At 68.1% G+C, this 18,683-nt stretch carries 26 protein-coding genes and 2 tRNA genes; 10 read left to right on the top strand and 18 right to left on the bottom strand.

Features of this window, described 5'->3' with window-relative positions; translation table 11 throughout:
* The 10 genes from FJ887_RS05045 to FJ887_RS05090 all read right to left on the bottom strand — a co-directional run bounded on the left by FJ887_RS05045 (window position 1) and on the right by FJ887_RS05090 (window position 4,544).
* Window positions 1-165: a hypothetical protein gene (locus FJ887_RS05045; RefSeq protein ID WP_181365598.1), complete on the bottom strand. Its 165-nt coding sequence runs from the start codon at window positions 163-165 to the stop codon at window positions 1-3.
* Between the two features lie 145 nt (window positions 166-310).
* Window positions 311-550 (bottom strand): hypothetical protein, encoded by a 240-nt coding sequence (locus tag FJ887_RS05050; RefSeq protein WP_140954676.1) that lies wholly within the window; start codon window positions 548-550, stop codon window positions 311-313.
* Window positions 547-1,074: a hypothetical protein gene (locus tag FJ887_RS05055; protein WP_140954674.1), complete on the bottom strand. Its 528-nt coding sequence runs from the start codon at window positions 1,072-1,074 to the stop codon at window positions 547-549. The genes FJ887_RS05050 and FJ887_RS05055 overlap by 4 nt, the downstream gene beginning before the upstream one ends.
* Window positions 1,071-2,066 (bottom strand): DNA-methyltransferase, encoded by a 996-nt coding sequence (locus tag FJ887_RS05060; RefSeq protein ID WP_140954672.1) that lies wholly within the window; start codon window positions 2,064-2,066, stop codon window positions 1,071-1,073. Before FJ887_RS05060 ends, FJ887_RS05055 begins: the two co-directional genes overlap by 4 nt.
* On the bottom strand, window positions 2,060-2,413 hold the full coding sequence (locus FJ887_RS05065) for a hypothetical protein (RefSeq protein WP_140954670.1): 354 nt from the start codon (window positions 2,411-2,413) through the stop codon (window positions 2,060-2,062). Before FJ887_RS05065 ends, FJ887_RS05060 begins: the two co-directional genes overlap by 7 nt.
* On the bottom strand, window positions 2,410-2,766 hold the full coding sequence (locus FJ887_RS05070) for a hypothetical protein (protein ID WP_140954669.1): 357 nt from the start codon (window positions 2,764-2,766) through the stop codon (window positions 2,410-2,412). The genes FJ887_RS05065 and FJ887_RS05070 overlap by 4 nt, the downstream gene beginning before the upstream one ends.
* Window positions 2,763-2,951, bottom strand: coding sequence for a hypothetical protein (locus tag FJ887_RS05075; RefSeq protein ID WP_140954668.1), 189 nt, complete (start codon window positions 2,949-2,951; stop codon window positions 2,763-2,765). The genes FJ887_RS05070 and FJ887_RS05075 overlap by 4 nt, the downstream gene beginning before the upstream one ends.
* Window positions 2,948-3,751 carry a hypothetical protein gene (locus FJ887_RS05080; protein ID WP_181365597.1) on the bottom strand — a complete coding sequence of 268 codons (804 nt, stop codon included), beginning with the start codon at window positions 3,749-3,751 and terminating at the stop codon, window positions 2,948-2,950. Before FJ887_RS05080 ends, FJ887_RS05075 begins: the two co-directional genes overlap by 4 nt.
* Window positions 3,752-3,861: 110 nt before the next feature.
* On the bottom strand, window positions 3,862-4,182 hold the full coding sequence (locus tag FJ887_RS05085) for a hypothetical protein (protein WP_140954664.1): 321 nt from the start codon (window positions 4,180-4,182) through the stop codon (window positions 3,862-3,864).
* A complete protein-coding gene (locus FJ887_RS05090) occupies window positions 4,182-4,544 on the bottom strand; it encodes a hypothetical protein (protein WP_140954663.1) in 363 nt (120 codons plus the stop codon). The genes FJ887_RS05085 and FJ887_RS05090 overlap by 1 nt, the downstream gene beginning before the upstream one ends.
* 226 nt (window positions 4,545-4,770) lie before the next feature.
* Between FJ887_RS05090 and FJ887_RS05095 the strand changes: the two genes are divergently transcribed.
* Window positions 4,771-5,130 carry a hypothetical protein gene (locus tag FJ887_RS05095; RefSeq protein ID WP_140954661.1) on the top strand — a complete coding sequence of 120 codons (360 nt, stop codon included), beginning with the start codon at window positions 4,771-4,773 and terminating at the stop codon, window positions 5,128-5,130.
* A gap of 14 nt (window positions 5,131-5,144) precedes the next feature.
* Here FJ887_RS05095 and FJ887_RS05100 read toward each other — a convergent pair whose 3' ends face one another.
* Entirely contained in the window at window positions 5,145-5,432 is a 288-nt protein-coding gene (locus tag FJ887_RS05100) for a helix-turn-helix domain-containing protein (protein ID WP_140954659.1), read from the bottom strand.
* A gap of 134 nt (window positions 5,433-5,566) precedes the next feature.
* On the opposite strand from FJ887_RS05100, the gene FJ887_RS18490 reads away from it, so the two are divergent.
* Entirely contained in the window at window positions 5,567-5,902 is a 336-nt protein-coding gene (locus FJ887_RS18490; RefSeq protein WP_140954919.1) for a helix-turn-helix domain-containing protein, read from the top strand.
* On the opposite strand, the gene FJ887_RS05105 is transcribed toward FJ887_RS18490, so the two are convergent.
* The 5 genes from FJ887_RS05105 to FJ887_RS05125 all read right to left on the bottom strand — a co-directional run bounded on the left by FJ887_RS05105 (window position 5,864) and on the right by FJ887_RS05125 (window position 10,335).
* Window positions 5,864-5,936: transfer RNA gene (locus FJ887_RS05105), tRNA-Lys, on the bottom strand. The genes FJ887_RS18490 and FJ887_RS05105 overlap by 39 nt on opposite strands.
* Before the next feature lie 102 nt (window positions 5,937-6,038).
* Complete coding sequence (locus tag FJ887_RS05110) at window positions 6,039-6,359, bottom strand: GroES family chaperonin (RefSeq protein WP_140954658.1); 321 nt, start codon at window positions 6,357-6,359, stop codon at window positions 6,039-6,041.
* On the bottom strand, window positions 6,352-6,639 hold the full coding sequence (locus FJ887_RS05115) for a DUF3618 domain-containing protein (protein ID WP_137826388.1): 288 nt from the start codon (window positions 6,637-6,639) through the stop codon (window positions 6,352-6,354). Before FJ887_RS05115 ends, FJ887_RS05110 begins: the two co-directional genes overlap by 8 nt.
* A gap of 197 nt (window positions 6,640-6,836) precedes the next feature.
* Window positions 6,837-8,408, bottom strand: coding sequence for a hypothetical protein (locus FJ887_RS05120; RefSeq protein WP_140954656.1), 1,572 nt, complete (start codon window positions 8,406-8,408; stop codon window positions 6,837-6,839).
* A gap of 109 nt (window positions 8,409-8,517) precedes the next feature.
* Entirely contained in the window at window positions 8,518-10,335 is a 1,818-nt protein-coding gene (locus FJ887_RS05125; protein ID WP_140954654.1) for a hypothetical protein, read from the bottom strand.
* A gap of 225 nt (window positions 10,336-10,560) precedes the next feature.
* Between FJ887_RS05125 and FJ887_RS05130 the strand changes: the two genes are divergently transcribed.
* The 3 genes from FJ887_RS05130 (at window position 10,561) to FJ887_RS05140 (ending at window position 11,978) form a co-directional block, all read left to right on the top strand.
* Window positions 10,561-10,633 (top strand) — tRNA-His (locus FJ887_RS05130).
* 263 nt (window positions 10,634-10,896) lie between these two features.
* Window positions 10,897-11,523, top strand: coding sequence for a hypothetical protein (locus FJ887_RS05135; protein WP_140954653.1), 627 nt, complete (start codon window positions 10,897-10,899; stop codon window positions 11,521-11,523).
* A 41-nt stretch (window positions 11,524-11,564) separates the two neighbouring features.
* A complete protein-coding gene (locus tag FJ887_RS05140) occupies window positions 11,565-11,978 on the top strand; it encodes a VOC family protein (RefSeq protein ID WP_140954651.1) in 414 nt (137 codons plus the stop codon).
* A gap of 12 nt (window positions 11,979-11,990) precedes the next feature.
* Here FJ887_RS05140 and FJ887_RS05145 read toward each other — a convergent pair whose 3' ends face one another.
* On the bottom strand, window positions 11,991-12,662 hold the full coding sequence (locus tag FJ887_RS05145; RefSeq protein ID WP_181365596.1) for a DUF1345 domain-containing protein: 672 nt from the start codon (window positions 12,660-12,662) through the stop codon (window positions 11,991-11,993).
* 100 nt (window positions 12,663-12,762) lie between these two features.
* On the opposite strand from FJ887_RS05145, the gene FJ887_RS05150 reads away from it, so the two are divergent.
* The 5 genes from FJ887_RS05150 to FJ887_RS05170 all read left to right on the top strand — a co-directional run bounded on the left by FJ887_RS05150 (window position 12,763) and on the right by FJ887_RS05170 (window position 17,828).
* Window positions 12,763-13,647: a ribokinase gene (locus FJ887_RS05150; RefSeq protein ID WP_140954648.1), complete on the top strand. Its 885-nt coding sequence runs from the start codon at window positions 12,763-12,765 to the stop codon at window positions 13,645-13,647.
* A complete protein-coding gene (locus FJ887_RS05155; RefSeq protein WP_140954646.1) occupies window positions 13,644-14,552 on the top strand; it encodes a dihydrodipicolinate synthase family protein in 909 nt (302 codons plus the stop codon). The genes FJ887_RS05150 and FJ887_RS05155 overlap by 4 nt, the downstream gene beginning before the upstream one ends.
* 245 nt (window positions 14,553-14,797) lie before the next feature.
* Window positions 14,798-16,987: a choice-of-anchor I family protein gene (locus FJ887_RS05160; RefSeq protein WP_181365595.1), complete on the top strand. Its 2,190-nt coding sequence runs from the start codon at window positions 14,798-14,800 to the stop codon at window positions 16,985-16,987.
* Between the two features lie 42 nt (window positions 16,988-17,029).
* Window positions 17,030-17,395, top strand: coding sequence for a transporter suffix domain-containing protein (locus FJ887_RS05165; protein ID WP_137826064.1), 366 nt, complete (start codon window positions 17,030-17,032; stop codon window positions 17,393-17,395).
* Window positions 17,385-17,828, top strand: coding sequence for a MarR family winged helix-turn-helix transcriptional regulator (locus FJ887_RS05170; RefSeq protein WP_137826065.1), 444 nt, complete (start codon window positions 17,385-17,387; stop codon window positions 17,826-17,828). The genes FJ887_RS05165 and FJ887_RS05170 overlap by 11 nt, the downstream gene beginning before the upstream one ends.
* Window positions 17,829-17,854: 26 nt before the next feature.
* Here the strand turns inward: FJ887_RS05170 and FJ887_RS05175 are convergent, their stop codons facing one another.
* A complete protein-coding gene (locus FJ887_RS05175) occupies window positions 17,855-18,667 on the bottom strand; it encodes a siderophore-interacting protein (protein WP_140954645.1) in 813 nt (270 codons plus the stop codon).
* Window positions 18,668-18,683 lie beyond the last annotated feature (16 nt).

Genomic DNA, 18,683 nt, shown 5'->3' on the forward strand with positions numbered 1-18,683 from the left:
TCACTCCTCGATTCGTTTCGGTTTCGTGTGATCGCATCCGTCGCAGCACCAGCCCTGCTTCAGATGCTGGGTGGTCTTGCACTGGATGACGGTGGCACCGCAGTGGCGGCACGCGAACACGGGGTGGTCGCACATCTTGTGCGAGCAGTTCTTCATCAGCACCATCAGTTGTCCTCCTCGGTGTCGTGGTGGCAGTCGGGGCAGCACGGGCGGCCCGTGTCGCGGCCTAGCGTCTGGCACGTCATCTCCGTGGCCGCGCAATGCCGGCATCGGCGGCGAGCGCGCCCGGGTGTGTAGTTCTTCTGGCCGCTCATACCGGGAAGTCCTCGTAGTTGTCGGCGTACTCGTAGTAGCGGGTGCAGGGAACGACGTTGGTGGGGTTGAGGCGGATCGTGCGGGTCGTGTGGTCGACCAGGTCGGGCGGGCTGGTGATGTGGAGGCAGTTCACACCGTTCGCGAACGCCTCGGCGGCCGAGACGCCAGGCAGCTCGGAGACGGTGACCTTCTCGTCGCCGTCGGGGTGGATTTTGGTGATGCGGAGGTAGCTCATGACCAGGCCAGTTCCTTCCACGCGGCCGACCCCCATACCTTCGTGGCGAGGCGTGCCCTGAGCTCGGCGTCAGCGGTGAAGTGGGACTTCGGGCACTTCTTCTTGTTCGTCGGGGTGTCGTGGAGGTGGCAGCGGCGGCGCCAGCCCTCGTAGCGGGGGTCGTCGTCGGCGACCGCCTGGGCGATGTTGGCGTGCATCGCGACGAACGACATGAGGATGCACACACCGTTCTCCGCCATGCCGGGACCGGCAGGGAGGAGTTGGGTGCCGGTCTCGTCGAACTGGACGCCGTGGCCCACGTAGAGGCCCTTGCGGGGTTCGACCTGACCGCACCCGATGCACTCCTCTTCGCCGTACCACCAGTCATCCGTGTGGTCCCGATACCAGGCAGAGATCTCTTCGGGCAGCTTCACCTTCGCGCGGTCCTGTTCCCCACTGGCGAGGCGGACCGCGGTGCGGTCTTTCGTGTCGCCGTGCGCGCTGAGGACCTCGAGGAGATCGATCTGACCGGGCACGTTCTTCATGACACCTCCCCGAAGGGCAGGGCCGGCTGTGGGAACCGTGCCTTGATCGAGAGGTCGAGGTATGTCTCGCTGATGTCGATCCCGATGTACTTGCGGTCGTTGGCGAGCGCTGCTGCGCCGGTGGTGCCGGTACCCGAGAAGGGGTCGAGCACTGTTCCACCGGGGCGGCAGCCGGCGAGGATGCATCGGCGCGGCAGTTCGATAGGGAAGGTCGCGAAATGGGCGTCGGCGAAGGGTTGAGTGGGTATGGTCCACACGGTGCCGGGGTTGCGGCCTTTGGTGTGCATGGCCTGGGTGAGTTTGAAGGTTTGGTAGTCGACGCCGCCGGGGACACCTCGGCCTTCACGGGCGGCCCGTCCGGGGTCGGCTCGGTGAGGGGCTGTTCGGCGAAGGGTCGCGGGTGCGTGGGGTTCTCGAATGGGGTCGAGGTCGAACCAATACCGTTCTGACTTCACCAGCAGGAACAGACGTTCATGCCTGGTCGCGAGCCGGTCCTTCACGGACTCGGGTAGAGAGTTGGGTTTCGCCCAGATGATCTCGTTGCGGAGAATCCATCCCTGGTCTTGGAGGGCGAACACCACGCGCCAGGGGACCCCGAGGAGGCTCTTCGGTGGCCGGTCGAACTGGCGAGGCCGCAGCGCAGCTGACTGTGCCTTCTGCACGCGTCCGGGGTTGTTTAGGCGGGACTTGTCCCACCCCGCATCGTTCCCGCGCGGCCGCGTCGAATACGAGTCGCCGAGGTTGAGCCACATGGTGCCGTCGTCGGCGAGCACCCGGTGCGCTTCGGCGAACACGGCCGCGAGCCGGTCCACGTACTCGACAGGGGTGGGCTCAAGACCGATCTGACCATCAGCTTCGTAGTCGCGGAGACCAAAGTACGGTGGTGACGTCACGATACAGTCCGCGACCCCATCACCAAGCTGTCGCAGTGAGGCGAGCGCATCGCCGTGGTAGAGGGTGATGTTCTGGTCGTCGTAGTAGGCGTTCAGCATGGCACCTCCACGAGTTCCCCGGTGTCCGGGTCGTGGCGGGAGATGCGATGGCGAGGAGCATCAGGCGCGCGGTGGACGATCCTGGCTCTCCACGCGGTCGAACCCCCGTTGATGAGGTCCACGAACCCCTTGAGCGTGGCCCGGCGGAGTCGAGCACGGAGGACGTCAGAGACAACCCGCATCGCAGCCTCCTGAGTCAGCGTGAACCCGTAGTACTCGGCGGCACCCGTCACCGGGTCGACCTCGCAGATCTCCCACACGCGCTTCGCGAACGGAATCGTGAGGGGCTGCTTCCGACCTGCCGGCAGGACCGTGACGCGTTGCACGCGGATGGTGAAGACGCTCACTGCCCGTCACCGTCCTCCACGTTCAGCCACGCCTCGTCGATGACTTCGTAGAGGCGCATCGGTTTGCCGTGGTTGCCGCCGGCGACGTCGAGGTTCGTCGTCGTGCCCGCGGGTGCGATGATGCTGTGGTGGAGCAGCTTCCGGTACCGGGCTGAGAGGACACGCGGGTTGACGACCAGCCCGTGCTCGTTCGTGAGCTCAGCGCGCACCATGTTCGGGTCAACGAAGCCGGCCTCTCGGCGAGCGACCGTGCGCACCGCGGTGTCGATGCGGCGCTGATCCCGGCCGTGCACGTGCGTCGACGCGTTCACCGCGTCGACGGCCTCCTCATGGGGGCCACGCACCGCGGTCATCGCTTCTCACCCGCATCCCACGCCGCGGCGAGCACGCCGGCGGCCATGAGGGCGAAGCCGGCAACGTTCAGGCCGTTCGTCGTCAGAGTCGCCGCTGAGGCGACGAGGTACGTGAGAGCACCGACCGCGATGAGGGGCAGCCAGAGTATGAAGAACCGCCGGCGGGCGTAGACGTCGCGGTTCATGCCGACACCTCGGCGGTAATCATCCGATCGAGGAGCTTGATCGCCGAGGAACGCAACTCCACCACGGTCGGTGCGAGCACCTCGTCAGCGGCAGACCGAGCGGCAGACCACGCGGCAGACTCAGCGGCAGACTCAGCGGCAGACCGAGCGGCAGACCGAGCGGCAGACCGAGCGGCAGACCACGCGGCAGACTCAGCGGCAGACTCAGCGGCAGACTCAGCGGCAGACCGAGCGGCAGACCGAGCGGCAGACTCAGCGGCAGACCACGCGGCAGACCACGCGGCAGACTCAGCGGCAGACTCAGCGGCAGACCACGCGGCAGACCACGCGGCAGACCACGCGGCAGACGGTGCTTCGTTGGCTTTGCGGACCACCGGACCCGCAGCCTCAGCTGCCGCCATGTCGACGATCCGGCGCAGGCTCCGTAGCTCTTGCGCCTCGGCGGTAAACCCACCGATATCCAACCACGCCGGCGTGTACGTGCGGATCATCCAATCGAGAGCCATGAACGAGCGGACCGTGTCCTTCCCATCACTCCCGGTGCCGACCATGCGGGGCAAGAACGGCTTGAGCTCCTGCCGCTGCTCATCACCCCAGGCGTCGTTGAGACTGATCGTGAAGACCCGCAGAGCCAGTGACGCGCACTCAGGGGCATCCGTGAATCCCTCACCGGCGAGCCACGACACGACCTCCATCGCGCAGTGTCCGTCCTCGAAGTCACTATGCGAGCCCGGTGCTAGACCGATCTCGTCCAGCCTCGCGAGCCTCTCTGGGACGATGGTGCTGGTAGAATCAGACATGTTCGGTTCCTTTCAGGAATCCCAGCCCTCGCCCTGCACGGCGGGGGCTACTTCTTTCTGCGGGGTCAGAGTGGATGCCGGGGCTTCCCCCTCCACCAGCACCCACCCCGTCAATGGGCGGACGGCACCTCGGCGGCGAGGTCCTCGTCCGGGATGAGGCGAGCGCGTAGCGGTGCCACGATCTCGTCTTCGGTGTTTGCGGCGATTTCGGCGATGGAATCGGTGGTCTCGTCGACGACGCGGAGGATCGCGGTGGCGATGAGGCCGAGGTTCTCGACGGGAGTGTTGTAGTCGAAGCCGAGGGTGCGGAGTTCCTTCTCGAGCTGCTTGACGCGGAGGATCGCGACCTGCCTGGCCGCGAAGATCTGGCCGACGAACTTCTCGCGATCGCGTTTCGCATTGGGGTCAGTGGTGAAGCCGAGTGTGGTCATCAGTTGCAGTCTCCTGCCGATTGGATGGGGTGGGCGATTAGTGCGGTGGGGACTGTCGGTTCCGGGGTGAGGACGGTGAAGCGGAGCCGGGAGGTGGAATGTCTGATGCGTTCTTCCTCCTCAACTGCGGCACCGGTGGCAATGAGGTCGTCCTGCTCACCAACGATGACCTGAGTTGTCTTGTCGGTCACTCGGGCGAGGACGGCCTCGATGCGGGCGAGGTGGGCCATGGGGAACCCGTCACGCTTCGCAGCTCGGTAGCCGCGGAGGACCGAGACGAGACGCTCAGCGGCGATGATCGCTTCGTTGATGGTGTCCTGCCGGCGGACCGTGGATGGGGTGGGCGTGGGTTCAGCGGTCATCATCGACCTCTCGCTCGGTGGTGGGGTGGGTGTGCGGGTGCGGCCGCGACGGTGACCCCTCACTAGCGGCCGCACCCGAGGCACCGACATCTGCGACCGGGGTTCTCGTCCCGGGAGTTCTGTCAGTGCCGTCCCTTACGATGTCCCCACCAGGCGAGGTGTCCGCCTCTCCTGGTGCCATAGGGGACGCGAGCAGCGCGTCACCGTAACCCGTAAGGGAGTTCTCATGTCCGAAGCGCGAATCGTCTTTGGAAACGACGTCATCTACAACGCTCAACCCGAAATCGTCCGAGCAATGCAGGCGGTCATGTCGGCTCTGCACCGCGATGGCATCGGCTATCAAGTGCGGCTCGGCATGTGGGAGGGTGAAACTACTCGTGACGGTTACTCCACGATCGTTGTCCTCGTGGGGCCGTGTAATCCGCCAAGGTTCGAATACACGGATCGCCACCTTCCCGATCTTGCGGAAGAGTTCGAGGACCTGCTGTGGAAGTTCTCGGCGAAGGCGTTGCACGAGCGAGTCGTCGATCTCATGTCCCTTCGAGATGCGTTCGAGAGCGTTCTGGCGAGCGAACCCAGCGAGTAGTTTGCCGACCGGGCTCACGACGCAGCCCGCTTCGGCACGGCGGGGGAGTGGTCGGCGGTCACGGGCGTCTCACCGGCGGCGAGCGCGGGCGACGCGTCGACCAGGCGAGTGATGGGGATGTCGAGGTAGTCAGCGATGATGGTGAGCTCGTCGAGTCGGAAGCTGACCTGGCCGAGCATTCGCCGGTTGAGCGCTGCCGTTGAGAGGTGGAGGATCGATGCCAGGTCCTTCTGGCTGAGTCCCGCTCGTGCGATCTCTGCCCGGATGCCGGAGAGATGTCGGTGGGCGATCTTTGAGTTCATGATCGGTATCCAATCACGGACAGCGTGATTGGAGCAAGGTGATGGTATCGCTCAGCGTGTCGCGGTGGACATTTCTCGTGATTCGATACCGCCGGCACTTGCGGCTATACCGTTGAGCGAGATATTCTCCCGTTATGACGACGCACCCCGTAGAAGCAGACCTCGCAGGTATTGGCCCCCTTGCCGAAGCTGCAGCTCGGCGACTCCGCCAGCAGCTCGCTGGTCGCCAGATCAGCCAGAAGACTCTGGCGGCGAAGATGGGCGTGACCCCTATGTGGCTCAACCGCCGCTACCGTGGCACGACTGCGCTCTCGCTCGACGACCTCGAGCTCATCGAGAGCGCCGCCGGCATCTCGGCGGCCTACCTCGTCACGGGGATGAATGACGAAAACGGCCACCCGGATCATCCAGATGGCCGTTCATGTTCGCTGTGCGCCCCCCGGGACTTGAACCCGGAACCCACTGATTAAGAGTCAGTTGCTCTGCCAATTGAGCTAGAGGCGCGTGCCGCGCACGTTGCGCAACGAGAATTAATACTACTCAGGAGCCAGCCTCGCGTGCAAACCGAATCCGGGGATTTTCCGGTTTTGTGACTGAGGTCGCAGGTCAGAGGTACATTCCCGCGCTCGACTGCTCGGCCGGCTCGGAGATCGCGTGGACGTCGCGCTCCCGCAGCAGCACGTACGCCTGACCTTCGAGTTCCACCTCGGCGCGATCTTCGGGATCGTAGAGCACGGTGTCGCCGAGGTTGGCCTGTCGCACGTGCGGACCGGCGGCGACGACTTCGCCCCAGACCAGCCGCCTGCCCATCGTGGCCGTGGCGGGGATGACGATACCGGCGGCCGACTTGCGCTCACCGGCCTCCTCGCCCGGATCGACGAGGATCCGGTCGTGGAGCATGCGGATCGGCAGAGCAGTGTCAGGCACGCTCGTCCCGACCGGAGAATCCGACGATGAGGGCGGCGACGCCGAGCACGGCACCGGCGCCGAGGGCGATGGCCTCGGTCTTGGGGGAGCCGTCCTCGTTGATGACAGTCGACTTCGCCTTGTCGACGGCGCGGTTGAGCAGGGCTTTCGGGTGCAGGCGTCCCACCAGTTCGTCGATGTTGCCGGTCAGTCGCTCCTCGCGCAGCCGGATCGATTCGGCCAGCTGGGCTTGGGTGGCGTTGTCGACGGTCACATCTGAGGTGTAGACGTTGTCAGTCATCGGGTCGAATCCTCCGAGTCGCGAGTGCATTGTTCACCTGTGACTGGGCGTCACAGGACCTTGCCGTCCAGCTTAGCCGTTGACTTCTCCCGGTGTCAGATACGCGGCTCGGAGTGCCGGAATCTCACGGCGTCGACTGTGGAATCGCCCGGCATGTCCGGATAGTGCCCGCGCAGACTGGTGCGCGGGGCAGCCGCTCAGTCCTGCTGTTTGTTGCGACGACCGACGAGGAAGAGGATGAAGCCGACAGCGGCCATGCCGAACGCGGCGAGGACGAAGACCGGCCACGAGCTCACGATCGTCGAGATGAGCGACTCGCCGAACGAGCTTGCCGGCTGATTGTTGCCGCGCGGGGCCGTCTGGTCGCCGCCGGTGATGAGGTCGGTGTCGTCCTCGGGCGTCGGGACATCCGGGTTGCGGGGGACCGGGTCAGAATAGTCCGGGTGCGGTGCGCTTCCGCCCCCGGGCACCCAGCTGTCGCCCGCATCGCCGGGGATGACATCACGCTCGTTGCCCTGGCCGTTGCCCGTCGACGGCGCTTCGGTGTTCTCCTCGTCGCCGGCGCCATCGCCGCCGTCGGCACCAGCAGAGGCATTCGCGTCGGCTCCGTCGGCACCGGTGCTCGGTGACGGGCTCGGGCGCTCGTCGCCGCCGTTCGCTGCGGTATTCGACGAGCCCTCTGCCGTTGCTCCTGCGTCAGCGCGTCCGTTCGAGGCCGCCGATGAATCCCCGCGGGACCCGGAACCGTCTGAACCCGAGGATCCGGAGCCGCTGTCGTCACCGGGTGAGTTCGCGTCGGACGACGTCGAGGAATCGCCGCCGTCGGCGCCGGTGCCGTCGGAGCCGCCGCTCGAGCTGCCGCCGCCCCCGGCGGTCGAGGAGCCGTCGTTCGACCCCGTCGATCCGCCGTCGGAATCTGGGTAGGGCGTCCCGGCGACGGTGATCGTGTTCGTGCCGTTGACGTTCCTGACCTTGAAGTCCCAGTCCGGGTTGCTCGTGAAGTTCGCGAAGGTCACCGGACGGTCCGTCGCCGGATCGATGACCTCACCGGCCGCGTTGAGTGAGAACGTCGTCGGCACCGCGGCGGGCGCGCGGTTGTCGATGGGGTTGCCGCTGTCATCGGTCTCACCGTTCGCCTCGGCACCGGTGTCGGTGTCCGCGGAGTCCCCGGCAGCGCCGGAATCGGCCTCGGCACCGGAATCGGACGGCGCCTCGGTCGACTGCGCCGGCACGCGAGCCCGGGACGGGGGTCCGGAGAATTCCTTGCCGATCCAGCTCTCGGGCATGCCGGCGTCCCCGGTCGGCAGCTTGAGCTGCTTCTTACCGGCGTCCCAATCGGCGCGCAGCGGAACGGTCTTCGCCACACAGGGCTCGCCCTCCGGTGCGGTGTTCGGGTCCTCGCACCTGGGGTCCTCGTTCCCACCGCCGTCGGCAGCGCCGTCACTGTTCGCATCGTCTCCGGGGATGATGCCGTCGGATTCGCTCGTGCCATCGGCGCTCGCGGTCGATCCGTCCGCCGAGGTGGAGCCGCCCGATGAGGCGGTGCCGTCGGCTCCTGCGCCGGCATCGGCTCCTGCACCGGAATCCGCACTCGCCCCGCCCGCACCCGCATCGGAGTCAGCGGTCGCCGCTGACCCGGCATCCGCCTCGGCGACGGCCGGAGCAGCGTGGGCAGGGGTGGGGGCCAACGTCAACGGCAGCGCCACGAGGGTAAGAGCAGTGCCGAAAGCGGCCACGGCGCGGCTGAGCTCTCGAGTGGTGATCGACACTGTGGTCCTTCGGGTGGAGATTCCGGTCAACGTCCCTTCAGGGTGGCATGACGCGAAGGCGCGCCGGCCACCATCATAGTGGCTGAGCGAACGCTGTTAAAGCTCCGGTTCATCCGCCCGGGGTCGCGGGCTTCTTCGGGTACGCCCGGATCGTCGAGTCGGGGCCGTCGACGATGGCGAGATTGCCCGCGTCGGCGACGGCGAGCAGTCGCGTGTCGGACCGGTACGCCGTCTGCCCGGCAAGGAGGCATGCCGCTTCGCTGTCGATCGTGCAGGGGACGATCGTGCCCTTGGGCTCGGAGAGGTTGATGTCGCGTCCGGAGGCGTCGACGAGCAGCAGACCCGTTTCGAGGTCGAAGAGGTACGGGCCGATGTAGGCGCGCTGCCCACCCTGCCCGCGGACCCAGGACATCTCGCCGACGATGTCGGTCGTCGTCGTCACCGTCGAGAGGATCGACCCGTCCTCGAGGGAGTGGACGACGAGCTGGATGCGGTGGCCGCTGTTCGTCGACGCGCCCTGCTCGCCCCACAGGGCGATGACCTTGCCGTGGCCGGCGGAGATCCATTTGATGATGCGCAGCCCGTCGGCCGGGGATTCGAGGCCGATGCTGCGCTCGTCGCCGCTGCTGATGTTCGTCGCCACGACGGGTCCGTCGTAGTCGGCGCTGTAGAGCTCGCCGTTCTCGACGGCCATCGGGGTCGACCCGCTGTCGGGGGTGGGAATGTCGATGAGGCCGTCCTGGCCGAAGGTCGCGAGCTTGTTGCCGGACTTGACGAGCACGCTCGTGCCCGCCGAGGAGATCCGCGCGTTCGTCGGCAGCTGGTAGGTCTTCGGGGTGCTCTCGCCGTCGAAGAGCGCCTGCGCGGAGTCGCCGACCTGCCACAGGAGGGCGGCGCGGCCGTCGATGCGGGTGTCGACGGCGAAGGTCGGGGCCTCATCGGTCTGGCCGGAGTAGCGGACCGTGCCGTTGGCGGCGTCGAGGACCTCGAGGTTGCCGCCGTCGACGACGAGGACTCCGCGGTCGGAGGCCGTCACCGAGGCGGTGCCAGGGATCTTCGCCTGCCACGTCGGCGTGTTCGCGAAGCTCGGGACGATGTCGTCGGTCTTCTCCACCGAGATGTCGGAGGCGGGATTGAGTTGCTGGTCGGAGGCGATGGTCTGCGGGGAGTCCGTGGCGTTCGTCGGCACGATGTTGGGCACGACGAAGGCCCCGATCATGAGGATGGCCATGCCGATGAGGACGAGGCCGGGAACCGTGAGCCTGCCCAGTCGCGTCTTCCCCGTCCGCGGCACGCGTGTGCGCGGGGGCTGCTTGCGGGCCGCCTTCTGCTTCGGTGCCGCAGGTGCCTGCGCGGCCGGACCGGAGTACGGGGTGCCGAGCGGATACTCATCGGCGGTCGAGCCCGCATCGGTCGTTCCCGGCCCGGTGCTGTCGCCGGCGCGGTCGGCGCGGTCGGTCGCGCGGTGGGCGGCGTTCGCCTCGGCGGGGGCCTGCGCGGACGTCGAGGACTGGGCAGGCGCGGGGGACTGGGCGGACGCAGGGGAGGTGTCCGGTGCGTGCTCCTGACCAGGGGAGTCGATCTCGGAGTCGGCCCCGGCCGGGACGGTGATCGGCTGAGTGTCGTCGGTGTCCCGCGCCGAGGTGGATCCCGGGGTCGGTTCGGGCGCGGGGCTTCTCGTCGCGCCGAGTTCGGTCTCCGCGGTCTCCGCGGTCTCCGCCGGGACGATCCTGCCGGTCACATCGATCTCGACGTCGACTCCCTGCGCGCCGTCGCCGATCGTCACGGTCACCGGAGTCTCCGTGGCGCGCGCATAGTCGCCGAGGTACGCCATGGCCTGACCGGTGTCGGTGTAGCGACTCGTCGCCCCTTCGAGGGACAGGTAGGCATACCCGTCCTGGGAGACAGAGATCAGCGCACGTGGCATGTAATAGGGGTCCTTGAGCAGGTCGACGGCAGGGCGGTGACAATCCTAGTGAATGAGTCGTGCGCCTCCCACCGAGTTTCCGAAACCGTTATAGATCTCTACGGAATCGTTGCACGTCAGGAGATCTGCGTCTCATTATTCCCGTCCGCGCCTGCTGGTTTGCCCGGCAGCGGCCTGGGCGGTTAAGCTATATCTTGCTGTCTGCACCTCTGTGCGGGCTGTGTGGTGGGTATAGCTCAGCTGGTAGAGCGCCGCGTTGTGGTCGCGGATGTCGCGGGTTCAAGTCCCGTTACTCACCCCGATGGGAAAGCCCCGTGGGTCCTGAGGAATCAGGATCCGCGGGGCTTCTCGCATGCCCGCACCGAGGCGGTCCCGTGCCGAGGCGTGCCTGCGCCCAGGTGGTCCCGCACCGAGGCGTGCCTCGGCGATCCGATGTTCCAGTCCTGTCACCGTCTGTGCCCTGTTGAGCACCTGTGGGCAGGGTGTGCGCGGCTAACGTCGATCTCGTTCGACCAGTCGCCGGCCGAGAGCCGGTGACGACCACTCCGTGAAAGGGACATCATGAACCGCCCCACCGCACTCGTCGCCCGCTCCGCCGCACTCGCCGCCGCTGCCCTGCTCACCCTCTCAGCCTGCGGTGCCGCCGGAGACGCGGAGGAGTCGGCCGGTTCCGAAGCCGGTGACGTCGCCGTCGAGGAGACCACCGAAGTCGCATCCACCGAGGCGGCTGCCCCGGCCGGTGAGGGCACGCAGGTCGAGATCGGCCAGGAGCTCACCGACAGTGAGACCGGCGATGTCATCACCATCGTCTCCGCGGTCCGCAACAATCCCACCGAATACTACGAAGCCAGCGACAACCCCGACGGTGAGATGGTCTACCTCGAGGTCAAGGTCGTTCCCGGTGAGGACTACGGCGGCACGATCAGCGCCTCGGACTTCTACCTCGACAGTGCCGGCGAGGAGGTCAACTACGCTTCGACGGCCGATGACGAGCTCACGGCCGCCGGCTTCACCTACTTCGAACGCGCGCCGCGCCGCGACGGTGAGCACACGGGCTTCATCCCGGTCTACGTCAGCCAGACGGCCGACACGCTCAAAGGTGCGTACGTCCGACCCGAGGCGAAGGTCCTCGGCGAGGATCAGACGATCCCCGAGTTCCGCGGCGACTTCGAGGTTCCCGCATCCTGAGCAGGGCCTCCTGAACGAGGCATCCAGGGTTAGGGTCAGGCATGAGCGAATTCCCGCGCCTGCTCCACACCGTTCTCGACGCTGAGGACCCGCGGTCCCTCGCGGAGTTCTACCGGCAGTTCCTCGGCCTGCGCTACCGCAGCGGCGACAAGCCGCCGGTCGACGGCGGCCCCGACGACGCCGACTGGCTCGTCCTCATCGACGCCGAGGGCCGTCGCACGCTCGCGATCCAGCAGACCGACGAGCTCACTCCGACGACCTGGCCCGATCCGGCGGTGCCCATGCAGCTCCACCTCGACTTCACGGTGCCTGACACCGAGGCGCTCGAGACCCACCGCGCTCGGGCTCTCGAGCTCGGGGCGCGCCAGCTCTTCGATCGCACGGACGACCCTGACGAGCCCCTCTACGTCCTCGCCGATCCCGCCGGCCATCCCTTCTGCGTGTTCGTCGCCTGAGGCTGCTGCTCCTCAGGCCATCGTCACGAGCTTCTGGAGGACCTGGAAGGCGACGGCGACGACGAGGGCGTTGTAGAAGAACGCGATGATGCTCTGCAGCAGGACGATGCGGCGGGCGGCGATCCCGCACACCTCGACGTCCGAGGTCGCGAACGACGTGCCGATCGTGTAGGAGAAGTAGAGGTAGTCGAGCGTCGTTGGGACGTCGTTCGTCGGGAAGCGCAGCTCCCGTTCGTCATTGGCCGCCTCGGTGACCTCATAGATCTCGGCGAACGCGATGTGGAGCATGAGCCACGAGAGGATGATGCCCGCGCTCGCAGCGAACAGGATCGTCGTCTGGTCGGCACCGCCGTCCGCGGAGTCCTGGGTGACCATCGCGGTGATCGCCGCGTTCGACCCGGCGACCGCGGCGAGCAGCGGGGGAATCCACAGCCACTTGACGACCGCACGGGCCTCCGTGCGATCGCCGGCCTCGGGCTGTCGGCTGCCGTTCCACACGACGATGAGTCCGACGCCGAGGTAGACGACCGTCACCGCCTCCCACAGCAGCAGCGCCCACAGGGTGTTGGTGACGAGGTAGAGGACGCACGTGAGGACGATGAGCGTCTGCGCCGCACCGCTGATCCACTGTCCCGCCCCGGAGCGCCGAACCGTCGGGCGCGCTTGCCTCGAATCATCGGTCATGGCCCGAATATACGGCATCCCCCGACTCCGACCCCCGGTGCCGAGACACCTCCCGCGCTCGGTTCTCCTCCCGTGTCCGAGGCGAGGGTTAGAGTGAGGTGTGTCCGCATTCGCCATCCCGCTCACCGTCGTCGGCAGCATCAACGCCGATATCACCGCGGTGACCGACCGCCTGCCCGGTCCCGGAGAGACCGTCGGCGGTGGCACCCTCTCACGCAGCCCCGGAGGGAAAGGCGCGAACCAGGCAGCCGCGGCGGCCCGCCTCGGCGCCGTGACCCGGATGGTCGGGGCCGTCGGCACGGACCCGACCGGCACGGAGATGACCGCGGCCCTGCGCGAGGCCGGCGTCGATGTCAGCGCCATCGCCGAGGTGAACGCTGAGACCGGGACCGCGCTCATCACCGTCGACGCCCGCGGTGAGAACACGATCGCCGTGTGCGAAGGGGCGAACGCCCACGTCAGCGCCGCCGGACTGAGGTTCGACGAGTCCGACACCGTGCTCACGCAGCTCGAGATCCCGCTCGAGGTCATCAGCGATCTTGCCCGCACCGTGCGCGGCTGGTTCGTCATCAACGCCGCCCCCGCGATTCCTCTGCCCGCCGAGGTGGTCGACCGTGCCGATCTCATCATCGTCAACGAGTCCGAGTACGCCGCGCTTCCGCAGCTGGCCACGGCTCGCCGGGTCGCCGTGACCTACGGGGCACAGGGGTCGGCCCTGCTCGAGAACGGTGAGCAGACCGCGTTCGCACCCGCCGAGGCGCTCACCCCGGTGAGCACCGTCGGGGCCGGCGACGCCTTCTGTGCGGCCCTGACCATCGCCCTGCGCTCCGGCATCCCCGCTGCCGAGGCGCTGCGCGTCGCCAACGCCGTCGGGGCGATCGCCGTGGCCAGTGACGACGCGCGCCCGCCCTTCCCGCCGCTCGATCACCTCATCGCCACCGTCGACGCACACCCGTCGACGACGAGAGAACGGACATCGCCATGACCGCACCTGCCGCCCTCACCGGCCTCAGCGCCTTCCCGCTCACGCCCATCCGCGACGGCAGTCTCGATGAGGCCGCCTTCGACGGTCTCATCGACCGCCTCGTGGCCGCCGGCGTCGATTCGATCGCCCCGCTCGGGTCGACCGGGGTGGGCCCCTACCTCAGCGTCGGCACCCGCGCCTTCGTCGCCCGCGCCGCCGTGGAGCGCGCTCAGGGCATCCCCGTCATCGTCGGGATCGGGGCGCTCAACCAGCGCGATGTGCTCGCCAACGCCTCCGCGGCCGAGGAGGCCGGGGCCTCAGCGCTCCTCCTCGCCCCGGTCAGCTATCACCCGCTCACCGCGGACGAGGTCGTCGAGCTCTTCCGCGCCGTCACCTCGACGACGGACCTGCCCGTCATCGTCTACGACAACCCGGGGACCACGCACTTCACGTTCACGACCGAACTCTACGGACGGCTGAGCGAGCTCGACGGGGTCGCGGCGATCAAGATCCCCGGCCTGCCGCTCTCAGCAGGGGAATGGACTCAGCGGGTGACTGGCATCCGGGAGGCGACCGCGGAGGGCACCGCGATCGGCGTCTCCGTCGACGCATACGGCGCCGAGGGACTCATCGCCGGGTGCGACGCATGGTACACGGCGATCGGCGGCACCCTGCCCGAGCCGATGCTCGCGATCACCCGCGCCGCACAGTCCGGCGACACCTACCTTGCCCGCGAGCTCGCGAGCGAACTCCAGCCGCTGTGGGACCTCTTCGCCGCCCACGGCGGGAGTCTGCGGGTGGGTGCGGCGATCGCCGAGCACCTCGGCCTCGTCAACGGCGACAGCCTGCCCGCACCCCTGCGCGGCCTCGACGCCGAGGCCAAGCGCACAGTCGCCGAGGTCGTCGACGCCCTCGATCTGCGCTGAGACTCCGCCGGCAGCCGGGTCCAGGGCGTCGGCAACTGGGCCTGTGTGAGACCGCAGGTGACCGGACCCAGCGCACCGGCAACCGGCCCTGCCTGAGGCTGCCGGTGACGGGAAAACCGGCGCGCAGACGGACCCCGGCTCTTCACCTGCCGTCCATCTGAGGTTCTGGCCCGGGACAACTCCCTGCCCGTATATGGAGGTGGGCGGGCCGTTCCCGCCTGCCGCCGCCACGACTCGGAGACCCGATGACGCATACGAAGACGATCACCGCCGCCCTCACCTCACTTCTCCTCACCACCGGTCTCACCACCGGACTCACCGTCACCGGCGGTGCCGGGGCGAGCGCGGCGGAAGTGCCCAACCCGATCAGCACCTCGGCCCCGGACGCCGAGGTCGAACTCGGCTTCCTCGGCACCTATGAGACCGGCCAGTTCGACGAATCCGCCGCAGAGATCACCGCCACCTACGGCGATACCGTCTTCACCGTCAACGCCCAGGCGGCGACCGTCGACATCATCGACGCCTCCGACCCGACGAGCCCGACGAAGACCGGTGAGATCACCGGGACCGGGGTCGCGAACTCGGTGGCGATCCGCGACGACGGCCTCGGCGTCATCGCTCTCGAGGACGCGGACAAGACCCAGCCGGGAACGCTGATGTTCTTCGACGCGAACTCACCCGAGGCGACGGTGCTCGGCTCGGTCACCGTCGGCTCCCTGCCCGACATGGTCGCCCTCACCCCCGACGGCACCCGGGCGCTGACCGCGAACGAGGGCGAACCCGCCGACGACTTCTCGACGGATCCCGAAGGGTCGATCGGCGTTGTCGATCTCCCCGCCGAGGTGGCCGCCCCGTCCCAGGACGCGGTGCGGATCGCGGACTTCAACGACTTCGAGGAGGGCGGCTCGAAGACCCTGCCCGCCGACGTCCGGGTCTTCGGCCCCAACCCCGACGGCGACCTGCCGGTGTCGCGGAACCTCGAACCCGAGTACATCACCGTGGCCGGTGGCAAGGCGTACGCGACGCTGCAGGAGGCGAACTCGGTCGCCGTCGTCGACATCGCCTCCGCCGAGGTCACCGAGATCTTCCCGCTCGGCTTCAAGGACCACGGGCAGCCGGGCAACGGCCTCGATCCCTCCGACCGCGATCCCGAGGACGCCCCGACGATCAACATCGACGAATACCCGGGACTCAAGGGCACCTACATGCCCGACACGATCTCGGCGTTCTCCGCAGGCGGCACCGACTACCTCGTCACCGCCAATGAGGGCGACTCCCGCGAATGGGGTGACTTCTCCGATGCCGCGCGCGCCAAGGACCTCGGCGACGACGGTCTCGCCCCCGTCTGCGAGTCCTCGCCGCTGGCCGACCGGCTCGGCGATGACGAGCTCGGACGCCTCAACGTCATCACCGACCTCGGCCTGAGCGAGGACGGCAGCTGCTACGAGGAGCTCTACTCCTTCGGCGCCCGCTCGTTCGCGGTGTGGACGACCGACGGTCAGCTCGTCGCCGATTCCGGTGACGAGTTCGAGCGGCTCACCGCGGAGGCGAATCCCGACTTCTTCAACTCCAACCACTCCGAGTCGAACCTCGAAGGGCGCAGCGACGACAAGGGCCCGGAGCCCGAGGCGCTGACGATCGGCGAGGTCGGCGGAACGACGTATGCGTTCATCGGCTTCGAACGCGTCGGCGGCATCGCCGCCTACGACCTCTCGGATCCCGCGCAGCCGAAGTTCGCGACCTACTTCAACAACCGCGACTTCTCCGTCTCAGTCGAGGACGAGATCGAGACCGCCGAGGATCCGGCGGCCCTGCTCGCCAGCGCCGGTGACCTCGGTCCGGAGGGCATCACGTTCCTCAGCCCGGACGAATCGCCGTCCGGTGAGGCCGCTCTCGTCGTCGGCAGTGAGGTGTCGGGGACGACGAGCATCTACTCGATCGCCGACCTGAGCAACGGCGGTGGCGGATCCGACGCCGGTGCCGATGACAATGCCGGCGCCGAGGCGGATGCTTCAGCCGGGGACAACGCCGGGGCCGACAGCACCGCCGGGTCCGATGACAGCGCTGGCGCCGACGCGGATGCGTCCGGTGCGGACGAGACCGCAGGCGCCGAGGCGGACGCTGGCGCCGAGGGCACCACCGCGGCGACCGGGTCGACCGCAGGCAGCCAGGACGCCGACGGCTCTGACGCGAAGGGATCCGACGCGGACGCGCAGGGGACTGACGCGGACGCGAGCGGCTCATCGGCCTCCGCGGACGCGCAGGGCGCCGATCCGGGCGCGAGCGCTGACTCGGCCGACGGCGGCGACGAGAACGCGGGATCGCTGCCGCGCACCGGTGCCGACCTCGGGCAGTACCTGCTCATGGGGGCACTTGCGGTCGGGCTCATCGCCATCGGCGTCATCGCCTTCGTCGTGACGCGGAGGAAGCGCTGACCCGAGTTGACTCATTTAGTTTAGAGAGCTAAACTAAATGACATGACAACGAACCCCCGCACCCGCAAGGCTCCCGTCAGGGGAGCGAAGAAACCACTCCGCTTCAAGTTCGGAATCGCCCTGCTCATCCTCTATCCGCTCTTCTTCCTCATCATCCCGATCGCTCCGTTCCTGCCCATCGACGCCGGCAGCAAGGTCGGCCTCGTGGCCGGCGTCCTCGCCGCCGGGGAAGGCGTCCTGCTGCTCGCCATCGCGTGCGTCGGCAAGGAGGCGTTCCAGGCGATCAAGGCGAAGATCCTCCGCCGGAAGAAGAAGCCCGTGGAGGAGGCGACCGAGACGACGACCGACGCCCCGACGGCGAAGCCCGCCGTGGTCGGTGGCGTGAGGCAGGCCCGTCATGCCGGATGAGGCCGAGGCCCGCGCGGCCGCCGCGCGGATCAATACGCTGCTCATCGAGCTGTGGCGCGTCTCCGAGGGGGAGGGCCCGCAGTACGACGACTTCGAGCTCAGCGCTCAGCAGCACGCCGTCCTCGAGCGGATCGCGAACAACCCCGAAATCACCTCTGGGGAGCTCGCGGCCGACCTCGGAGTGACGAAAGGGGCGATCAGCCAGCACCTCGGCGTCCTCGAGGCGGGAGGCTACATCGCCCGCCGCCGCAGCGAACGCGATGGGCGCGTGCAGGTCCTCGAGCTGCAGAACCGCGGCAGGAAGTACCGTGATGCGCTGGTCAGCTACGAGGACTTCCTCGTCGACCGCTACCTCGAGCGGCTCTCCGCCGACGACCTCACCGAGATCGCCGCGGCCCTGTCAAAACTCAAGGGCGCGTTCACCTCCGACTGACGCGCTGATCACGTCGGCCGGGTCGATCACTCGATCTGGCCGATGGGTTCGCGCTTCTCGGCCTGGAACTGGTCCTCGGCCCGTCCGCGCGCCCAGTACGCGGAGATCGACAGCGCCTCCCGTGGCACCTCGCGCTCCTTGAGGATCCGCCGGATCACCTTGATCGTCTCGCGCTCACCGTGAGCGAAGACCTGCGGCGTCCCCGTCGCCCAGGACAGGTCGCTCACCGCCGCGATGAGGTCCTCATCGGAGTCGACCCAGGTCACGGTCAGTCCTGCCGGGACCGCGGGCAGGAGGCGGTCGGCGGAGTGCGCGACAGAGAGCAGGACGTGGCCGGTCGCCTCGGCGTCCATCGCCTCGATCGCCGAGCTCACCGCGGGCAGCGCCGTGTGATCGCCGATGAGCAGATGCCATGGGGAGGCCGGATCGGGGCGGTAGGCCCCGCCGGCGCCCATGAGGACGAGCGTGTCCCCGGGCTGTGCTGCCTTCGCCCACGGGCCCGCAATGCCCTCGTCGCCGTGGACGACGAAGTCGATCGTCACCCGCTTGGCCGCGACATCCATCTCCCTGACCGTGTACGTGCGGTTGCGGGGCAGGGTCTCCGGGGCGGTCTCCCGCAGGGCGGCGAGGTCGTAGGGCGGGGTGAGGCCGTGCGCGGGATCGGCGAACATGATCTTGACGTACTTGTCCGTCGAGTCGTTGTTCCTGATCGCGTCGAACCCCTCGCCGCCGGCGACGATCCGGACGAGATGCGGGCTCACCGTCTCCGTGCTGATGACGGAGAGGATGGCCTGCGGGCGATCCGGGCGCTTCGTGCGGGCGGGGGCGGGAGTCGACATGCGGGGGCCTTTCGCT

This window comes from Brevibacterium sp. XM4083, from assembly GCF_006489205.2.
GTDB lineage: Bacteria > Actinomycetota > Actinomycetes > Actinomycetales > Brevibacteriaceae > Brevibacterium.